Genomic DNA, 1079 nt, shown 5'->3' on the forward strand with positions numbered 1-1079 from the left:
ATCGACACTGACACGCATACGTTCAACACCACCCTGACCAAGCTGGTGCTGGGGGCCCATATCAAGGGGGCCGCCGAAGGAGAGATGAACATCGCGGCGGTGCTGATCTACGACCGCGCGCTTGATGAGAGTGAGCGCCAACAGGTCGAAGACTTCCTGCAGACGAAATATATATCCGATCCGAACAACACAGCCCCGGTCGCAGCAGATGATGCGGTGGCCTTTATTGAGGACACGCCGGTTTCCGGCGATGTTCTGGCCGAGAACGGCGGCGGTGTGGACAGCGATCCGGAAGGCGATCCGCTGAGTGTGGAACTGGTCAGCGACGTGTCGAACGGCAGCCTGGTGCTGAATGCGGACGGGACGTTCACCTATACGCCGGACCTGGATTTCGACGGGGTCGATAACTTTATCTACAACGTTTCCGATGGTCGGGGCGGCACGGATCAGGCGACGGTGACCCTGACTGGAACACCGGTGGACGATCCGGCCCAGGCTGTGGATGACAGCTATGCCACAGCAGAGGGCACGGTGCTGTCTGTGGATGCGGTGAACGGACTGCTGGCCAATGACAGCGACCCCGAAGGCGACGCCTTCACCGCCGCGCTGCTGACTGGCCCGGCCAATGGGTCGGTGGTGGTCAATGCGGATGGCAGTTTTGACTACACGCCCAATGCCGGGTTCACAGGGGATGACAGCTTTACCTATGAGGTAACCGGGGGCGACAGCGCCACGGTAACGGTTACGGTTGGTGCCCCCCAAGGTATTCCGGTGACGGCGGGCATGGTTGCGGCCTTTGAAGCGGGGCAGAATGTCAGCCTTGGCACAGGCAACACCGTAACTGGCTGGCTGGACGGGTCCGGTCGCGGCAATGATCTGCTGGCACAGGGCGATCCGCAACTGGTGGAAAATGCGACGCCGACTGGCGAGGCGGCGATCACGTTTGACGGCGTCGGCGATCTGCTGGAACGCGTCAACGCGACTGACACGTTGAATGGGTTGCCCACGGGCGATGCGGACCGGACGATCTTCTTTGTGGTTGATTATGTGGAGCCGAACGGACGGTCTTCCGGGGTGGT

Annotated in this window: 1 protein-coding gene; it reads left to right on the plus strand. The window is 61.4% G+C overall.

Annotation, left to right across the window (positions count from 1 at the left end):
- On the plus strand, nucleotides 1-1079 hold a 1079-nt coding region (locus AC2FJF_RS24345), incomplete at both ends, for a cadherin-like domain-containing protein (RefSeq protein WP_496727564.1).

Source organism: Ruegeria sp. CDSB013, from assembly GCF_059611165.1.